Source organism: Odoribacter splanchnicus DSM 20712 (assembly GCF_000190535.1).
Lineage (GTDB): Bacteria > Bacteroidota > Bacteroidia > Bacteroidales > Marinifilaceae > Odoribacter > Odoribacter splanchnicus.
In genome coordinates, this window is the sequence record NC_015160.1 from 531169 (window position 1) to 549132 (window position 17964).

The window sequence follows — 17964 nt, forward strand, 5'->3', positions numbered from 1 at the left end:
TTATAAAAAAATAAGAAAGTGGAAATATACCTAAAAATCTCAAAATTGCTTCTTGCACACAAAACTCAAAACATCAGTGCGCAAGAAACAGAGGAATTGTTAGCTTGGCGACAAGAGAAAACTGAAAACGAAGAACTTTTTCAAAAAATCAGCCAGGCAGATGGCTTTGAACAATTCCGCCAGCAATACGAAGAGTACGATTTTACTCCAAAATTCCTTTTGTTAGAGCAAAAAATCAAACAAGAAAAACGTAAAAGAATTATCAAACGTTTATCCTATGCTGCTATCCTGCTTCCCTTCATATTTGCAATATGGGAAATTATCCAATTTCAAAATCAAGGAACTACCCCAACAGAATACTCATCGATTGCTCCAGGTAGTTCCAAAGCTATTTTAACCATTGGTAAAGACAAAACCATTTACATTGAAAGAGATTCCAATATAAATATACATAAAATTGACTCTAACGTTTTTATTCAACACAACACATTACAATATAAAAAAACAGCACAAGCAACCGACAACGAGATACATAAATTAAACATTCCCAGAGGAGGAGAATTCTTTGTCTGCCTATCAGATGGAACAAAAGTATGGCTAAATTCCGAGAGTGAATTAAAATATGCCTCCGAATTTGTAGGGGAAGAACGGCGCGTATATTTAACCGGAGAAGCCTATTTTGAAGTTGCTCATAATCCTAACAAACCTTTTTTTGTAGAGTCAAAAAATTTACAGATTCAAGTATTAGGAACCTCTTTTGGAGTCAGAGTATACAAAGACGAGGATTATGCCCTCACAACTCTGGAAGAAGGGCAGGTCAATATCCATACAGCAACTTCATCTGTAACCTTAAAGCCTGGAGAACAGGCAAAACTTCATGATAATGAAATTACGGTCAATAAAGTTAATACCTGTTCATACACCGCATGGAGAAATGGGAAATATATTTTCATCAACGAACCATTAGGGAATATCATGAAAACCTTGGCACGCTGGTATGATATAAATATATTTTACACATCATCAAAATTAGAACAAATCCAATTTACAGGAGAATTAATCAGATATAAAAATATAGAAGAATTACTGAGTAAATTTGAAATATTAGAAAAAGTGAAATTTGAAATCAGAAATAATACTGTAACCATCAAAGAATATAAAAAAGGCAGAGATTGCTGGTAACAATCTCTGCACCAATAACTAACAAAAGTAGATATTGTTTAATTAAAACTGTTTTACAAAGCTATGAAAGAAAATGATTTTTTCCTACCTCCTAAAAAGAAAAATGGAGATGTAGTTTTATTTATGTTTTTATTTTTCTTGCTTTTACCTGGCTTCTCAATAGCCCAATACAAAGCACAATTAAATATTGACATAAAAAATGGGACTCTCGTAAATGTTTTTGAGAACATTCAAAAACAAAGCGCATACAGATTCATGTATTCCAATCAAGATGTTGCAGCCATAAAAAACATCTCCGTGCAGAGAGAAGGCGTATCCGTACAAGAAATTTTGGATATTGTTTTAAAAGGACATAATCTAACTTATTTAATAGAGGATAAAATAATATTCATTAAAAAACAGTCTCAAACCTCTGTCACCAAAATCAGAGGACGGGTAACTGACACTAAAAGTGAACCTCTTGCAGGAGTAACGATTCTTATCGAAGGAACATGTATCGGCACCACAACAGACAGCAACGGTAACTATGTCTTTACTATCCCCGATATAGACAAGATAAACATTATATATTCCTTCATCGGCATGGCTCCTTACAAAGTTGCCTACACAGGCCAAGAAAACATCAATGTCATTTTGAAAGAATCAGCAGAGACCATGGATGAAGTAGTCGTAACAGGTTACCAAACACTCAGAAAAAGTGATGTTGTCGGTTCTGTAAGCACCGTTAAAGCCTCTGACATCATGATGCCGGTTTATACATCGATAGACCAAATGTTACAAGGTCGGGTTGCCGGAATGATGGTAATGAACACAAGCTCACGCGTCGGCACTTCCCCAAAAATTCGAATCCGAGGGACATCTACCATTCTAGGCAACCAAGACCCTTTATGGGTAGTAGATGGAGTGATCCAACCAGACCCCATTCCATTAAACCAAAACGATTTAATGGTTGATGATTTAAAAAATATCCTGGGGAATCAAATATCTTGGCTAAATCCGGCAGACATAGAAACAGTGACAGTTTTAAAAGACGCATCAGCAACAGCCATTTACGGTTCAAAAGCTGCCAATGGTGTCATTGTTATTACTACCAAACGTGGTAAACAAGAAGGAATGACAGTAAACTATAATGGAACATTTTCTTTCCGTTCTCGTCCCCACTATGGATTGTTTAACCTTATGAATTCACAAGAGCGTATTCAATTCAGCCGTGAAGCCTTTGCCGCAGGAGCCATCTATAATGAAGCCCCTATTGCCTCATTAAACACCTACGAAGGTATCATGAGCATGTTCTATAACAAACAAATTACCCCACAAGAAGCAGAGAATGCAATACACAGATTGGAGCGCACCAATACTGATTGGTTTGACATCCTAACACGCAATTCATTTAGCCATAACCATAATCTAAGTGTTTCAGGAGGCAGTGAAAAAGTCATTTATAACGTATCTTTGGGTTATAGCGATCAATCTGGAATAGAAATAAATAATGATGCTCAAAACCTAAGCGGACGAGTAAATTTAGGAATCCGACTACATCCCAAGGTGCATGTAGACTTAAGCTTAGTAGGAAGCATTAATAAAACCTGGGGATATGCTGCAAACGTAAGTCCGTTGGAATACGCAACAGAAACAAGCCGATCTGTATTGGCTTATAATGAAGATGGAAGCAGACATTTTCAGGGAATCAGAACCAATTATGCTTATAATGAAAATCCTGTAATTTTAGGATACAACATTTTGAATGAGATAGACCATAGTTACTCTCTAAACAAATCATCTCAAATAAATGGAAATATAAATTTTTCATGGGATATTCTTCCATGGTTAAAATATGAATTTGTAGGAGGGATCAATAATAACATCGGAACATCAGAAGCCTATGCTGGAGAACAAACTTACTATATAGCTTCGACCTTCCGAGGTTATGATTTCGGATCTGAAGCCTATGGTTCCGAGAAATACAAGGCTGCGATACTCCCATCCGGAGGCGAATTATATAATGGAAGTTCAGATGTACAGGGATGGAATATTCAAAATAAAATCACATTCTCCAAAACATTCCAAGAAGACCATCGTCTAAATGTTTTAATCGGTACCGAAGTCACCTCAACCAAAACAGCAAACAAATCACAGAAAATGTTTGGTTATGTAAAAGAAAGAGGGGAAAGCGTTGTAAAACCGACACCCTTAAATGAACTAGTCCCTATCGGTAACAGACCAGCACCAGGCTTAGGATTATTTGAAGAATTATATAATGGGAACGGGTGGTTGCGTAATACATTAACAGCAAATCAATTCTCAATATTTGCCACCTTAGCTTATTCATTCAAAAATCGTTATGTAATAAACGCAAGTATGCGTAATGACGCTTCAAACCGCTTCGGTCAAGACCAAAATAAACGCTTTGACCCGACCTATTCTTTCGGAGCATCATGGAATGTAGCACAGGAACCATGGTTACAAAACATTTCAAACATCATAAATCAGTTCAATTTACGAGCATCATATGGAATTCAAGGGAATGCTGTAAACTCTATCAGTCCGGAATTGATACTGAGAATGGATGAAATCAAACCATATTATGGTGACTATATGTCTAAAATTTCACGTATACCTAATCCCCACCTAAGTTGGGAACGTACTAAAACCTGGAACTTTGGTTTGGACATTCAGGTAATTCGATGGATTTCCATGAATATTGAATACTATACAAAGAAATCGAACAATATTGTAAACCAATCTATTGCACTCGAATATGGGCGTGTAGGAACTGAAGTTAACGGAGGACGCGTTGTCAATTCCGGTGTCGAATACACTTTAAATATCACACCTATCCGTACCAAAGACTGGGCCTGGACAATTGGATTTAACTCATCGAAGAACTGGAATAAAGCTAAGACTCAATCCATCAGCGAAATCAGTCTACAAGACTACATTTCCGGTTCCTCAGACAAGGTACTGAAAGAAGGGTTTGCTCTCTCTAGCTTTTGGTCATACGATTTCAAGAGACTAAGCTCTGTAGATGGTAGCCCCGAATTTAATCGTCTATTCCAAGAAGATGCCCAAGGCAACATTTTAAAAGGCGAAGACGGAGCCCCCTTGTTGAAAGGAGTAAATGAATACACGGACATGCTTGTGTATTCAGGAAAAATGGAACCGGATTTCACAGGAGGACTCACAACCCGTCTCAGGTGGAAAGGTTTAACCTTCGGAGCTAATTTTTCTTTATTATTGGGAGCCAAAAAAAGGCTACCTAATCCTTATCCCAATTTAGGAAACATTCCATTGTCCAATGTGAACCTAAGTAAAGACTTGATTAATCGGTGGAAAAAACCGGGAGATGAAGCATACACTTACATTCCGGGAGTGTACACCGGTCGGATTGCCAATTATTGGAGATTACAAGACGATAGGACATACAACATGTACCAGATGTGGGGAGAATCAGATATCATGGTAGCCAAAGCTGATTTCTTACGCTGCCAACAAATATCTTTAACTTGGACTGCAAATGACAAAATTTGTACAAAGATGAGAGTGAAAAGTTTCTCAATCAATGCTATCATGAATAACGTTTTTGTTGTAGCTGATAAAAAATTCCACGGTTTCGATCCAGAATTAGGAGATAGCGTACAGCCTAAAACATATTCTTTCGGTATAACTGTCGGATTTTAAAATAAAGAACTATGAATAAAATAATCAAATATACATTCTTGCTTTTAGTGGTATTCATCACTTCGTGCAATAGTTTTTTGGAACCCAAGTCACAAAGCGAGTTCGTACCTCAGCTGATTCAATCATTGGATGAATTATTATTAGGAGAAGCCTATATGGGGCCAGGCCTAAATGACGGAAGATTTTTCAGTGTTTTAGGTGTTTTTGACGATGATGTAAGCATACGTCCTAACTGGAAGGCAGAAAGCTCAGAAGAAGGGAAAGTAAAACAAATCCGTTTGGCTTACTCATGGTCAAAAGACATGAAAGACCAATTTAGCAACTATAATACCTACGCTGAAGTATACAAAAAAATCTTAGGCTGCAATTCTGTACTTGACTACATGGACGATGTACAAGGCAGTGAACAGGCCAAGAATAAAGTAATGGCTCAAGCACTTGCACTACGAGGATATTTTTATTTGCATTTGGTGAATCTATATGGAAAGCCCTACTCTGCAGACAAAAATGCTTTAGGTGTACCTCTAAAACTAACTTCCGAGATGGGAACCAGCGGTATGCCTCGTAATACAGTAAAAGAAGTCTATGAACAAATCATCAAAGATTTGCTTGAAGCAGAATCTCTCTTCAAATCTTTACCGGCTTCAGAACAAAATTTACGGAACAACCGAATAAATTTACCCTGCACCCAACTACTACTTTCCCGTACTTACCTATATATGGAAGAATGGGAAAAGTCAGTAACTTATGCAGAAGAAGTCATCAACCAATATGATTATGATATCTTAGATTTAAATACAATTGCAGAACCCAACCCATACAATTCTCCTGCTTATATGAATTATTATACATGGAGCAATCCGGAGGTAATATTCTTATTTGGCAATCAGGCAGATGTTTGCGAACTTCCGCTTACAAGAATCACATGCGTAGAAGAATCGAAGCCTGGTCAAATAAATTACAAGAGTTATGTACCTGTCATTGCATCGGAAAGTCTCATCAATACATTTGATAAAAACGATTTGCGGAAAACTCATTATTTAATTTGGGAAGAAATCGATTACAACGGCACTCCTGTATATCGTCAACCGACAAGTAAATACGACGTTCAACGTCGATACAAAATAGAATACAGATATGAACGGGGAGTGTGGGGTACTGCATTTAAAGTAACAGAGGCTTATCTGAATGCTGCTGAAGCTGCAGCCATGCTTTACAAAGAAAATAATCAAAGTGAATATCGAACCAAAGCACAGACATTAATTGATGCGTTACGCATTAAACGTTTTTCACAGACAACCTACAAACCAACCACGATTAGCGAGGGAGAACAACTGGTATCATTCATTCGTGACGAACGACGCAGAGAGTTATGCTTTGAAAACCACCGGTGGTTTGACTTACGCCGTTATGGAATGGAAGAAATAAAACATACATGGTATGATACATCAGGCGAACCCATTGAATATATCCTAGAAAAAAATGACCCGGGATTTACACTTCAATTACCGAATGAGGCTTTTGAACATAATTCAAGTTTGGTACAAAATGAACCTAGAAAATAATGTTTAATATTCAAATAAAAAGATATGCTGAAAAAATTCAAAATATTCATATGGACGCTTATCCTGTTTGGGGCTGTTTCTTGCGTCGACAATGATAACATCGGTCCTATTGAAAAAGTTAACTTCCTCCAATTTGATTTTCCTCAGGGAAATGCTCTTTGGGACAAAGAAATTGAGCAAATTGCAAAAGATTGGGGTATGTATATCATCTATAAAAATGTCGACAGCACACACCTGAACAGAATGTGGACGATACCCTATTACACAGATCCGATTTATGTATGTTCCGAACCAAGTTCTGAAGATATTCAAATATATTTGGATTTGGTACAAGAATGGTTATTGGGCAGTTTGGACAAAACCAAAGAGGAAGATAAAAAACAATTGCCATATTATCTCTATTTGGTAAATGACTTAAATGACGGAAATCCTCAATCACAGACCTATCAAAAACGGCATATTCAGTTTAAAAAAGACGGTTTGGACTATTGGAGTCTAAGCTTTACCAGTGAAGAATTGGCTGCCGGTCTGACACCAGAAATTATTCATAGTGTTGCTTGTGCATTCAGCTATCCCAGTTTAAAAGTACGTTTTGAAACAAAAGAATACAAAATAGCTCCCGGATTCGCTGAAATGAGCGATTATGAAACAGAAATTGGGAGACGTTATCTCAGCTATGAACAGTGGAAAGAAGAAAATCCCTATATGCCGGATAAAGGATATTACGACAACTGGAATATTGACGAATGCGACAAAGACGAGTATAATGCCTATCAAAGTAGAGGATTTGCCGTACAATTAGGAGAAGACTTCAAGCCTATCACAAACAAAAACGGAGAACCTACATACGGTGCCCCTACTTGGATGCCATGGATTGTTACAATCAGTTATGGTGTAGAGTTAGATCGTAATCCTGGTCCGGTAGCTGCCAGCATTGAAGAACGTGTATTGGAAGATTTTATGAATATGATCAGAACAGCTATGACCTATTCATCGGAGCAGATCAACGAGAAATATCCCCTAGATATAGAAGATCCTATCAAACAGGCCGGCAATAAAATTATCATCGATAAATATAATTTGGTTATAGAATACATGAAAAACACCTATAACATTGATCTAACCAAATATGCTGAAATCTTAAACCAATAAATATAATACAACAAAATTGATATAACATGGAACTATTTAGGGATATTCAGTAAATAGTATAAAATTAGCCAACTAATTCATACACAAAATGTTGCGAATTAGTTGGCTTTTTTGTATCTTTAGGTATTCCCCCGCAAATAAGGTTTGGAATCCAAAACGGGGGAAATTCCCCAACAAAGATATGGCTAAGATACAAAATATTTCGGAAATTCACCCTACTTTGGGCTTTACAGAATTTGATATTATAGAAAAATATCGCAAGAGTTTTCATGAGAGTGAGCTTGGCAGGCTTCATTCGGTGTTTCCGTTTGAGCGTATGGCAAAGACCATGGGCCTGTCGGAACAGCGACTGGGACGCAGGAACATCTTCAGTCCTTCGGCGAAGATCGCCCTTATGGTCCTGAAGGCGTACACCGGATTCTCTGACAGGCAGCTGGTGGAACATCTTAACGGGAACATACACTACCAGATGTTCTGCGGGATTATGATAAATCCGTCCTTTCCCATAACCAACTACAAGATAGTCAGTGCCATCCGCAATGAGATAGCGTCCCGTCTTGATGTTGATTCCCTCCAGGAAGTGCTGGCTTCACACTGGAAACCCTATCTTGACAGCCTTCACGTCTGTATGACCGATGCCACATGCTATGAGAGCCATATGCGTTTTCCTACGGATATGAAACTCCTTTGGGAAAGTCTGGAATGGCTCTACAGGCAAATCTGCCTTCATTGCAGAGATTTGGGTATAAGGCGTCCGCGCAACAAGTATGCGGATGTGGCGAAGTCCTATCTGTCCTACTGCAAGAAGAGAAAGAGGAAGGCTTCAAGGACAAGGATGCTCAAGCGTCGTATGATCAGACTCCTTGAAAAGCTCCTCATACAGAGGGATGAAATCCATAGAGAACATGGAACCTCACTCCGATATACCCAGGATTACCAGAAGCGTCTTTCCATCATCAGAAAGGTTCTTGTACAGGAAAAGGAGTTGTTTGAAGGCAGGAAGGTCAGGGACCGCATCGTCAGCATTGACCGTCATTATGTACGTCCCATTGTAAGAGGCAAGGAAACAAAGTCCGTCGAGTTCGGTGCGAAGGTCAACAACATACAGATAGACGGCATATCGTTCATCGAACACCTCTCGTTCAAGGCTTTCAACGAAGGTATACGCCTGAAGGACTGTATCCGCATGCAGCAGAAGCTCATGAATGTGAGGGTAAGATGCGTGGCTGCCGATTCCATATATGCCAATAATGCCAACAGAAAGTTCTGTACAAAATATGGAATATCAACATCCTTTGTACGCAAGGGAAGGGCGGCCAGGGATGAATCCTTGAGAAAGGTTCTCAGAAGTGAACTGTCAAAAGAAAGGGCCACCCGACTTGAAGGCAGCTTCGGCACACAGAAGCAGCATTACTCACTCTCAAGGATAAAAGGCACGGAACAGGAAGACGGAAATCCTATGGATTTTCTTTGGAATACATACGGCAAATGCCATACTGATGATAGATAAAATCAGGAACCGGGCGGATAAAGCGGCATGACATAAATTTACCGACAGAACCAGAAGGGGTCATCAGACCTCTTCCGAAGCGTCGTGTCTAACAAGATAGGATTATGTGAAAAAACACAGAAAAAGGGCAATAATAATGGCATATAAAGTGATTATACTCTATCAACTTTATATGCCATCTTACTTTTTAGGGACATTTACTGAATATCCCTATTTAAATTCATCCGATTAGGAATCATTTTCATAGGAGTAGGTCTAAGTAATTGTTCAACACCTGGCGAATACAAGATACAAGGCACTGCAACCGGTATCGGACAAGGAATGGTTTGTATCATTTCCTATCTTGACAAAAAAGCAGACACGTTGGCCAAGGCAGAAATCAAAGAAGAAAAATTCGAACTAAAAGGTAAAGTATCTAATTTGACAATTGCTACCTTGCAAATTCCGGGGAAGGGTATAGGACATGCTCCAATCTATTTGGAAAACACAGACTACACCGTACGATTAAATCCTCAAAATTTAGAAATGAGTGAGATAATAGGAGGAGGAGAAAGTCAAAAAATTGCACACGGTTTATTTTTAATAGATCAAAATTTATCTCAAGCAATTGACAGCATTCGGGACGAATACATCAAAGAAGCTAACAATCCGCAAAGCACACGTTTTCAAGAATTAAATACATTCTTAGATTCCATTCAACAAACTATTGAAAAACAAAAAGAAGCTTTTTTACAAAAAAATGCAACCACTTACGTAGCTCTTAACCATATCGCACAGAATGCTGATCGGATGAATTTAAAAGAACTAACTGAAAGATATGAATTATTCCCTGCTGAATTACAAAATAGCCTTTTAGGTCAGCAAATAAAGACACAAATCAAAAAAATGCAAACATTGGCTCCTGGACAAATTGCTCCAGATTTTACAGTACAAACTCCAGACGGTAAATCATTTAACCTCCATTCCATCAAAGCAAAAGCTAAAATCATTGATTTTTGGGCCTCCTGGTGCGCTCCTTGCAGAGCATTGACCCCTCAGTTAGTAAAACTCTATAACGAATTCCATGAGCAAGGGCTTGAAATCATTGGAATATCATTAGATGACAAAAAAGAAGCTTGGATTAAAGCGATTGAAGAGGAAAATATTCCATGGTTTCAAGGCTCTAAATTAGATGGTTTCAAACCTGACAATCCATTAAATCAATTATATGGAATTCATGGAATACCACATATAGTACTTCTTAATACAGATAATCAAATAGTTGTAACCACTACTGATATTAAAATTTTACGCGAAGAAATACTAAAATTATTCAAACAATAACATCATAAACCAGTTTATATGAAAATAATCATTGGAATACTTTTAATAAGCTGCTTCCTAGGAAGAACAACAGCTCAAAATGCAAATTATAAGCGTGCTGAAGAAACGAAAGCATTTTCACTACCTTGGAAATATGACCGTTTAACGCCATTCTTCACAGAAGGCAGTGATGATTTCTGGTACAGTCTGCAAACCAATGATGGTGAAAAATATTTCTATGTCGACTTAAAAAACAAAAAAGTTGAAGAATTCATTGATCCGGTCTACTTAGCCACTGAAATGGAAAAAGCGACAGGAAGAAAATATAACCCTAAAAAATTAGGTTTATGGAAAATCCATTTCAAAAAAGGAGGGAGAATATTATCATGGCGAGACGGCAGAGTCATCTTCAACTATAACCGCATCACTAAAAAATTAGGTTATACAAACCTGCCTTCGGAATCTGATATGCCACCTATACACGGTTTCTTTGATTCGGGAATGTCCCCCGATGGGAAATATCAGGTATTCGGGAAAAACCACAATGCCTACATCCGCAATCTAGAGGATTCCACAGTTGTACAACTAACTTTTGACGGAACTCTTGAATTCAGCTATATGACAGGCTGGGGAGACGTCAAAGAAGAAGTTCCATTAGCTCCGGTTTGGTTTGAAGATTCAAAAAACTTCTATCTTTTCCGTCAGAATTCTCATAAAGTTGCTGAAATATCAAACATGAATTACCTGAAAGGACGTCCCCTGGCCTACAACACACAAGCAGTATTGGCCGGCGACTCCATTGTCTTGTATGATGAGATTTCATTATTTGATGTGGAAACCAAAACCCAGAAAAAAATCAAGATTGACAAATGGCAAGACCAATTAACCAGAGTTCTCCATTCAGATACTAAAAATAACAAACTCTTTTTGGAGCGTAGAACCAGAAGAAACAATATACTAGAAGTATGTGATGTTAATTTGAAGACAGGAGATGTAAAAGTCATCATACATGAAGAAGGCGACCCGTATATTGGAATTGAATTAGCGTCAATACATTTTATAAACAATTATAATGATATTATTTGGTGGTCAGAACGTTCTGGATATGGACATTTTTACCATTATGACCGTGAAGGCAATTTAAAGAATGCAATTACTTCAGGCGAATGGACAGCCGGAAAAATTGTGGAAATAGATGAAAAAAATCGTACCATTTTCTTTCAGGCTTATGGTATTGCACCTGATGAAAATCCCAGCTATGCGAAAATTTGCAAAGCAAACATTGATGAGAAAAGCAAGGTAACAATATTAACACCTGAAGAAGCTACGCATGAAGTCATTTTTTCTCCGAGTAAACGTTACATCATCGACGCTTATTCACGCCCGGATCTGCCATGTCGGTTTTCAGTTAGAGATATTCGAGGAAAACTAATCGCTTCGCTAGGTGAAGTCAACTTAGATGATTTATATAAAAAAGGTTGGAAAATGCCTGAAACATTCTCTGTCAAATCAGCAGATGGAGAGACAGATTTATATGGCGTAATGTGGAAACCTTTTGATTTTGATTCTACTAAAAAATATCCCATTATTTCATGTGTATATCCTGGCCCACAAACCGACAACGTTCCACTAATATTTGGAGTAGGCTCAACTAATGAAGCATTAGCTCAAATTGGTTGTATCGTTGTTGCCTTCAATCACCGAGGAGGCATTCCATTCCGAGGAAGAGCTTATCATTCATTTGGATACAACAACATTAGAGATCATGCGCTGGCTGACGATAAATGTGGATTAGAGCAACTAATAAAACGTCACCCATACATCGATGGAAACAAAGTTGGTATATACGGGCACTCTGGAGGAGGAATGATGTCAACGGCTGCAATTTGTACTTACCCTGATTTTTATAAAGCATGTGTATCATCGGCAGGCAATCATGATAATAATATTTATAGCCAATTCTTTGTAGAAAGCCATTACGCTATTGATGAACAAATCGTTAAGACACAAGATTCGATAAAAACAGCCAATGGCAAAGATTCTGTAGTAACAAAAACAAAAACTGTTTACACAACAAATTTGCCAACAAACATGGAATTAGCAAAGAATCTCAAAGGCCATCTGATGCTGATTGTTGGAAATATGGACGGGAATGTACATCCAGCACAAACAATCCGTATGGCAGATGCACTGATAAACCATGGTAAAGATTTTGAACTTGTATTTTTACCTCGCGGACGGCATACATATGATGGTGTTTCAGAGTGGTATTTTGAACATAAGTTACGTTCTCATTTTGCCAAATACTTACTTGGAGACTTTACAAACACAGGTTTCTATGACATCAAAACCAATGAATATGATCAAGTAATCAAATAAATAATAAAAGAATATGAAATTAAAGTATGTATTTAGCAGTTTAGGCATATTGATTTGTCTAAGCGTATTTGCAGATGGGGTAAAACCGGCAAAAGTCGGCGAACAATCACCGGATTTCCAATTTGCCGACAAAAATGGAAAAATGTATTCTTTAAAAGATTTTAAAGGACAATACGTATTCATTGATATTTGGGCTACACACTGTTTTCCATGTAAAGAAGAGATTCCTTACTTAGAAGAAATTCAAGAAAAACTTAAAAAGAAAAACATTGCATTTATTGGCATCGCAACAGACTTGGACAAAGACGAATGGATTAAATTTATTGAAGAGAAAGCTTTAAAAGGCACTCAACTGATAATGGACCGGAAATGGATTTCTTTCATGCACAGTTATGACGTTGCAACTATTCCTAGATATATTTTACTAGATAAAGAGGGAAAAATCATCAATTTAAATATGCCTCGTCCATCAAATCCCCAATGTATGAAAATACTCAAATCATTAAAGAGATAAGGTCTATAACAAATAGATGAAATCACTAGAGATCTGTAAATCTAATCTTTATAAGACCAAGGGACTGAATAACATTTTATTGTTAGATAGTCCCTTGGGATTAGATATCATAGCAGATTCCGGTCTGATGAACAAAAGTAATGTGGCTCTGTTGCGGCAAGCTGGCTATAAGTATATCCTTGGCGTACGCATCAGGAGCGAAAGAGTTCCCATTAAACAAGGGATTTTTTCATTAGAGAGAAAGGATAAGTCCTGTTGCGAATACAAGCGTAATGGAGAATGACTAATCTGAAAGGATACATTACCAATACAGATATTGACGCTGAACGTGTTATCGCTGAATATCACGGATTATGGGTGTGGAACGTGTTTTCAGAATTTCAAAAGGGACATTGGAAATGTACCCCATGTTTCACTTTACAGAAAGAAGGATTGAGGCACATGTATGCACCTGCTTCATCGTCTGCAAAATATACAAGGAATTGGAGAGACTTGTTGGCTTTAACAAGATTGCGATGAGTGTTGATCATGTGCTTGATGCGGCAAAAACCATTACAACAATTAGAATAAAGATGCCAGAGAATGGCAGCTGCTTTACGAAGACTCTCTTCTTGACTGAGAAACATCTTGCAATCAAGACACTTTGTAACCAGCCCGAGAGTGTCTCCTGATTTTGGGGACGCATTGACGAAGTCAGGACGATAAAGGGTTGTAGATGACTGAAACGTTGTTTAGTTCTGTCCATTTGATTTTATCTTTTTCGCTCAGTACGATAAACCATTTCAATTTTTTCTGCATTGGGTTTTCTAGGAGAGATGACGGACGGAATTCCGGATTTCCGAAGGAGAGATATTCAGATTTTGACAAAAATTGGTAATGTGCTGAATATTGACCGGTGGTTCGTCAGTGGGGGCTTTTAGAATATAGGGCATCTGTTCGAAGTCTTCATCTGTTTCAGAGAAAATAAATGGGATATAAAATAAATCCTAAAAATTTTGTGTCCAACTTTTAGGGTGCACTTCACTTGTGAAGCCCTATCTTCACTGATACAAAGATAGGGTGCAGGATTGACAATTCTCTTTTTTTTCAGTTATAAATTTTGACAAGATTGTTGTATATTCGGGTTGAATAGAAAAACAATTTCCTGAATGGAGAGAAAAATCGGGAATATTTGTAATTTTGTACAAAATTTAAAAGTTGTATAAACAAAATAAATTATGCAGATAAATCCGGCAGAATTTAAGTTACTTGTAGTTGATGATGTTCAAACCAATGTACTTTTGTTAAAAGCTTTGCTTGGTAAGGAAGGGTACGGCATTCTGGTGGCGAATAACGGGCAGGAGGCTTTGGAAGTGATTCGGAATGAAAATCCCGACTTGATATTGCTGGATGTTATGATGCCCGGAATGGATGGATTCGAGGTGGCTGAACGCCTGAAATCGGAAGAGTTCCGCTGTGAGATTCCTATTATTTTCCTGACAGCTTTAGATGACACCCAAAGCATTGTCAATGGCTTCAAACTGGGAGTGGGCGATTTTATATCCAAACCTTTCCGGAAAGAAGAATTGATGGTCAGAATAAAACACCAATTGTCGTTGGTGGCTGCCCGGCGGATTATAGAGGAAAAAAATGAAGAGCTGAGGAAAACCATTGCCGGGAGAGATAAAATGTATTCGGTGATTGCTCATGATTTGCGCTCTCCGATGGCTTCTATGAAGATGTTATTGAATACCATTATGATGAGCGTGGAGAAAGATAAGATCGATCCGGATATTTTCGATATGCTTGAAATGAGTAACAAGACTTCGGAAGAAGTATTCAGCTTACTGGATAATCTGTTGAAATGGACGAAAAGTCAATTGGGTAAATTGACGGTTATTCCGCAGAAATTGGATATCAGTGGACTGGCGGATGGGGTGGTGGAAGTGATGAACTCTGTCGCCGAAGTGAAACATATCAAATTGATCCGCACGGATCATGAGTCTTTTTTTGTCTATGTGGATATCGAAATGATCAAATCCATTTTGAGAAATTTAATATCTAATGCAGTGAAATTCAGTAATCCTGATTCGGAGATCAAGGTCGGGATTAAGGCAGAGGATGGGAAAGTGATCGTATCGGTGACCGATTCAGGTAAAGGGATAAAAAAAGAAGATCAGCATAAATTGTTGAAAGATAGTACTCATTTTACCACTTACGGTACCAATAGTGAGGAGGGATCGGGATTAGGATTGTTGCTTTGCCGGGATTTCGCCCGTAAAAACGGAGGAGAACTTTGGTTTGAATCCGAAGAAAATCTAGGTTCTGTTTTCAGTTTTTCTTTACCGCAATTAATAGCTTAAAATAGAGAATCCGATGAATCATATTATTATTATGGCCGGTGGAGTAGGAAGTCGGTTTTGGCCGATGAGTACTCCTGAGAGACCGAAGCAATTTATCGATGTTTTAGGGACTGGATATACTTTATTGCAGCTTACGGCAGATCGTTTTGAAGGGATTTGTCCGGTGGAAAATATATGGGTCGTTACTTCTGTCCGGTATCGGGAGCTGGTGAAAGCTCAATTACCCGGAATCCCGGATTCCAATATATTGCTCGAGCCCTGTATGCGTAATACGGCTCCTTGTATTGCCTATGCAGCCTGGAAGATTAAAAAGAAAGATCCGCAAGCGAATTTGATTGTCACGGCGGCCGATCATATCGTGATGGATGTGCCTGAATTTAAACGGGTGATCCGTGAAGGGATAGATTTTGTGAAAAGCGAGGATCGGATTCTGACTATAGGGATGTGGCCGACCCGTCCGGAAACCGGGTATGGTTATATAAAAGTAAAACAGGAAGAAGACGGTGCGGAATCCGGAGCAAAAGTAATCAGGGAGGTGGAAGGATTTAAAGAAAAACCGGATTTGAAAACGGCAGAAGCTTATCTGGCGGCAGGGGGATATTATTGGAATGCCGGAATTTTTCTGTGGAATGTGAGGACGGTTGAAAATGCTTTCCGCCGGAATGAACCCGAAATAGCGGCTATATTCGATTCTTTGAACGATATTTATTATTCTTCGGACGAACAGCAGGCAATCGATGCAAAATTCCCCGAATGTAAGCATATTTCTGTCGATTACGCCATTATGGAGCATGCTTCCAATATTTATGTTTTTCCCGCAGCTTTCGGATGGTCTGATCTGGGAACCTGGGGGTCTTTGTACGAACAATTACCGAAAGGAGATGGAAGAAATGCGGTTGTCGGCGGCAAGGTATGTATGGTGGAGAGTGAAGGGTGTGTCGTGCATGTTTCGGCTGATAAGAAAATATTGATTCAGGGATTGAAAGATTATATCGTTGCCGAACAGGACAATGTGATTCTGATATGCCGGAAAGCCGACGAACAACGGATCAAAGAATTTTCAACCCAACTTCGATAAACATTTTTCGTGATTTTTCGTTTAGAAAATAAAAACGAAGAGTCATGAAAATAGAAACTTTTACTTTACGTAGCAACGATACCGGGGGTGTGGCTGCGTTACGGCAGGTACATCCGGATTGTGGCGGACAGAATATCTCTCCCGAGCTTTCCTGGGTGAATGCCCCCGAAGGTACACGTAGTTTTGCCATTACCATGTACGATAAAGATGCTCCTACCGGAGGTGGGTTCTGGCATTGGCTGATGTTCGATATTCCGGCTAGTGTCGGTGAACTGCGTCCGGATGCCGGGAATACATTCGGTCATTTAGCACCGGTTTCGGCAGTACAGAGTTTGAATGATTACGGTACTTATGGTTACGGAGGGCCCAATCCTCCTCATGGGCATGGGTGGCATAATTATATGATTACCTTGTATGCTTTGGATATCGAATCACTGGAAATGTCCAAAGATACTCTTCCCGCACAGGTCGGATTTAAGCTTTGGAAACATACTTTAGAAAAGGCTTCTATTGTTTTCTATTACCGTACTTGAAAAAGAACGGACATTTTTTGTTCCTTGGGGTAAGTTTTGTTTTCTTTGTGTGCTAAATACAAGGAAAAGATTATGGTAAATGTAATTGATACCCGGAATTCTGTTTTAAATACTTTTTTGTCTGAGATCAGAGCGGTAGATATTCAGCAAGACCGCATGCGATTCCGGCGTAATCTGGAACGGGTGGGGGAAGTGATGGCTTATGAAATCAGTAAAACGTTCGATTATAGTGCCCGGACGATCCAGACTCCGATCAATCCGATTTCGGTGATGTTGCCCCGGCAAGAAGTGGTTATCGCTACAGTGTTGAGGGCCGGCTTGCCTTTTCATCAGGGATTTCTGAATTATTTCGATCATGCAGGAAGTGCCTTTGTTTCTGCCCGCCGGGCTTATAGCCGGGTAGAGGGACAAATCGAAATCCGGTTCGATTCGGTTTATACCCCCGATTTGACTGGAAAACAACTTTTACTGGTCGATCCGATGCTGGCAACCGGTAAATCCCTGGTGATCACTTACCGGGAATTGTTGAAACAGGGGAATTTGCCTGCTCATACGCATATCGCTTCAGTCATTGCCAGCCGGCAAGGTGTGGAATATGTGGAAAAAGAATTGGCAGGAGAGCCGTTGACTTTGTGGACAGCTGCTCTGGATGAGGCTTTGACCGATAAATTCTATATCGATCCGGGGTTGGGAGATGCCGGTGATCTGGCATTCGGAGATAAGAAATAA

General features: G+C 38.8%; 11 protein-coding genes and 2 pseudogenes. All 13 read left to right on the top strand.

What is annotated here, in order from left to right:
* The first annotated feature begins 18 nt into the window (after positions 1-18).
* The 13 genes and pseudogenes from ODOSP_RS18625 (at position 19) to upp (ending at position 17964) form a co-directional block, all read left to right on the top strand.
* On the top strand, positions 19-1182 hold the full coding sequence (locus ODOSP_RS18625; protein WP_013610786.1) for a FecR family protein: 1164 nt from the start codon (positions 19-21) through the stop codon (positions 1180-1182).
* Between the two features lie 63 nt (positions 1183-1245).
* Entirely contained in the window at positions 1246-4860 is a 3615-nt protein-coding gene (locus tag ODOSP_RS02230) for a SusC/RagA family TonB-linked outer membrane protein (RefSeq protein WP_013610787.1), read from the top strand.
* An 11-nt stretch (positions 4861-4871) separates the two neighbouring features.
* Entirely contained in the window at positions 4872-6425 is a 1554-nt protein-coding gene (locus ODOSP_RS02235; RefSeq protein ID WP_013610788.1) for a RagB/SusD family nutrient uptake outer membrane protein, read from the top strand.
* Between the two features lie 24 nt (positions 6426-6449).
* Positions 6450-7577, top strand: a complete 1128-nt coding sequence (locus tag ODOSP_RS02240; RefSeq protein WP_013610789.1) for a putative zinc-binding metallopeptidase — start codon at positions 6450-6452, stop codon at positions 7575-7577.
* Positions 7578-7758: 181 nt separating this feature from the next.
* Positions 7759-9118, top strand: a pseudogene (locus ODOSP_RS02245) (transposase).
* A gap of 257 nt (positions 9119-9375) precedes the next feature.
* On the top strand, positions 9376-10410 hold the full coding sequence (locus ODOSP_RS02250; RefSeq protein WP_262496255.1) for a TlpA disulfide reductase family protein: 1035 nt from the start codon (positions 9376-9378) through the stop codon (positions 10408-10410).
* A gap of 18 nt (positions 10411-10428) precedes the next feature.
* Entirely contained in the window at positions 10429-12768 is a 2340-nt protein-coding gene (locus ODOSP_RS02255; protein WP_013610792.1) for a S9 family peptidase, read from the top strand.
* 13 nt (positions 12769-12781) lie between these two features.
* Positions 12782-13282, top strand: coding sequence for a TlpA family protein disulfide reductase (locus tag ODOSP_RS02260; protein WP_013610793.1), 501 nt, complete (start codon positions 12782-12784; stop codon positions 13280-13282).
* Positions 13283-13388: 106 nt separating this feature from the next.
* A pseudogene (locus tag ODOSP_RS20570) lies at positions 13389-13953 on the top strand (IS1634 family transposase); the annotation flags it as partial.
* A gap of 546 nt (positions 13954-14499) precedes the next feature.
* Positions 14500-15624, top strand: coding sequence for a hybrid sensor histidine kinase/response regulator (locus tag ODOSP_RS02275; RefSeq protein ID WP_013610794.1), 1125 nt, complete (start codon positions 14500-14502; stop codon positions 15622-15624).
* A gap of 13 nt (positions 15625-15637) precedes the next feature.
* Positions 15638-16702, top strand: a complete 1065-nt coding sequence (locus ODOSP_RS02280) for a mannose-1-phosphate guanylyltransferase (RefSeq protein ID WP_013610795.1) — start codon at positions 15638-15640, stop codon at positions 16700-16702.
* Positions 16703-16746: 44 nt separating this feature from the next.
* A complete protein-coding gene (locus ODOSP_RS02285) occupies positions 16747-17235 on the top strand; it encodes a YbhB/YbcL family Raf kinase inhibitor-like protein (RefSeq protein ID WP_013610796.1) in 489 nt (162 codons plus the stop codon).
* A 72-nt stretch (positions 17236-17307) separates the two neighbouring features.
* Positions 17308-17964, top strand: a complete 657-nt coding sequence (gene upp, locus ODOSP_RS02290; RefSeq protein WP_013610797.1) for a uracil phosphoribosyltransferase — start codon at positions 17308-17310, stop codon at positions 17962-17964.

Excerpts from the sequence above, each read along its gene's own strand:
- ODOSP_RS02255 (WP_013610792.1), top strand. The coding sequence starts at position 10,429 with ATGAAAATAATCATTGGAATACTTTTAATAAGCTGCTTCCTAGGAAGA.
- ODOSP_RS02235 (WP_013610788.1), top strand. The coding sequence starts at position 4,872 with ATGAATAAAATAATCAAATATACATTCTTGCTTTTAGTGGTATTCATC.
- ODOSP_RS02275 (WP_013610794.1), top strand. The coding sequence starts at position 14,500 with ATGCAGATAAATCCGGCAGAATTTAAGTTACTTGTAGTTGATGATGTT.
- ODOSP_RS02285 (WP_013610796.1), top strand. The coding sequence starts at position 16,747 with ATGAAAATAGAAACTTTTACTTTACGTAGCAACGATACCGGGGGTGTG.
- ODOSP_RS02260 (WP_013610793.1), top strand. The coding sequence starts at position 12,782 with ATGAAATTAAAGTATGTATTTAGCAGTTTAGGCATATTGATTTGTCTA.
- ODOSP_RS02230 (WP_013610787.1), top strand. The coding sequence starts at position 1,246 with ATGAAAGAAAATGATTTTTTCCTACCTCCTAAAAAGAAAAATGGAGAT.
- ODOSP_RS02280 (WP_013610795.1), top strand. The coding sequence starts at position 15,638 with ATGAATCATATTATTATTATGGCCGGTGGAGTAGGAAGTCGGTTTTGG.
- ODOSP_RS02240 (WP_013610789.1), top strand. The coding sequence starts at position 6,450 with ATGCTGAAAAAATTCAAAATATTCATATGGACGCTTATCCTGTTTGGG.
- upp (WP_013610797.1), top strand. The coding sequence starts at position 17,308 with ATGGTAAATGTAATTGATACCCGGAATTCTGTTTTAAATACTTTTTTG.